General features: G+C 64.7%; 1 protein-coding gene. It reads right to left on the bottom strand.

Features of this window, described 5'->3' with window-relative positions; all coding sequences use genetic code 11:
* Positions 1–54: 54 nt before the first annotated feature.
* Positions 55–1,293, bottom strand: a complete 1,239-nt coding sequence (locus tag ACH49N_RS38930) for an IS256 family transposase (protein ID WP_358278837.1) — start codon at positions 1,291–1,293, stop codon at positions 55–57.
* Between the last annotated feature and the right edge of the window lie 126 nt (positions 1,294–1,419).

The raw sequence follows: 1,419 nt of genomic DNA, 5'->3' as shown, positions 1-1,419 counted from the left end.
GGTCAAGTCCCAGGGCGTGGTGTACGACGGTCGTCGCGTGACTCCTCGTAAGGGTTATGCAGTCAGAGCCGCAGGCGCCACCTCCTCGGCGGGTTCGGGTGTTGCTTGGATGCTGCGGGATCGTGCCAGCACGTCGAGGCCGAGGTAGCGGCGGCCTTCGATCCACTCGTCGTGTTGCTCGGCGAGTACCGCGCCGACGAGCCGGATGAGGGCGGTGCGATCGGGGAAGATTCCGACCACATCGGTTCTGCGCCGGATCTCTTTGTTGAGCCGTTCCTGGGGATTGTTGGACCAGATCTGTCGCCAGATCTGCTTCGGAAACGCCGTGAATGCGAGCAGATCCGGACGGGCCGCGTCGAGGTGGTCGGCGACCTTCGGTAGCTTCTCCGACAAGGCGTCGATCACTCGATCGTATTGAGCGTGAACGGAATCGGCGTCGGGTTGGTCGTAGACGGAGTGCAGGAGCGCACGCACCCAAGGCCAGGAATTCTTCGGTGTCTGGGACATCAGATTGGTGGAATAGTGCGTTCGGCAGCGTTGCCAGCTGGCCCCGGGCAGGGTGGCGCCGATCGCCGACACGAGGCCGGCATGCGCGTCGGAGGTCACCAACCGCACGCCGGTCAGGCCGCGGGCGACCAACGACCGGAAGAACGCCAACCAACCGGCACCGTCCTCGGCGGAGGTCACCTCGATTCCCAGGATTTCTCGGTAGCCCTCGGCGTTGACCCCGACCGCGACCAGGGTGTGCACGTTGACCACCCTCCCGTTCTCGCGGACCTTCAACACGAGGGCGTCGGCGGCGACGAACGTGTACGGCCCGGCGTCCAAGGGTCGGCTGCGGAACGCCTCCACCTGGGCGTCGAGGTCCTTCGCCATTACCGACACCTGCGACTTGGACAGGCTGGTGATGCCCAACGAGTCGACGAGCTTCTCCATCCGCCGAGTGGAGACTCCGAGCAGGTAGCAGGTCGCCACCACCGAGGTCAAGGCCTTCTCGGCACGCTTGCGGCGCTGCAGCAACCAGTCCGGAAAATACGAACCGGAGCGCAGCTTCGGGATCGCCACGTCGAGAGTGCCGGCACGGGTATCGAAATCCCGGTGCCGATAGCCGTTGCGGCTGTTGACGCGGTCGTCGGAACGTTCACCGAAACCGGCGCCGCACAGGCTATCGGCTTCGGCGCCCATCAGCGCGTCGATGAACGTGGACAGCAGACTGCGCAGCAGGTCGGGGCTGGCGTCGGTGAGCCGGTCGGTCAGGAACTGGTGCAGGTCGATATCGTGGGCAGTGGTCATCGCGGGGTCCTTCATCGAGTGACTTTGGTCGGTCTCTCGAAGAGTCACGCGATGGCCGCCTTCTTTGGCTACGACACGCCGGTCAGGTTCGAATCCGATTCATACACCACTCTGCTGGACGCAACC

Source organism: Rhodococcus sp. NPDC019647, from assembly GCF_044389235.1.
Lineage (GTDB): Bacteria > Actinomycetota > Actinomycetes > Mycobacteriales > Mycobacteriaceae > Rhodococcus_F > Rhodococcus_F oxybenzonivorans.
The sequence above is the reverse complement of the archived record's forward strand: the minus strand, read 5'-3'. Positions and strand labels throughout refer to the sequence as shown.

Excerpts from the sequence above, each read along its gene's own strand:
- ACH49N_RS38930 (WP_358278837.1), bottom strand. The coding sequence starts at position 1,293 with ATGACCACTGCCCACGATATCGACCTGCACCAGTTCCTGACCGACCGG.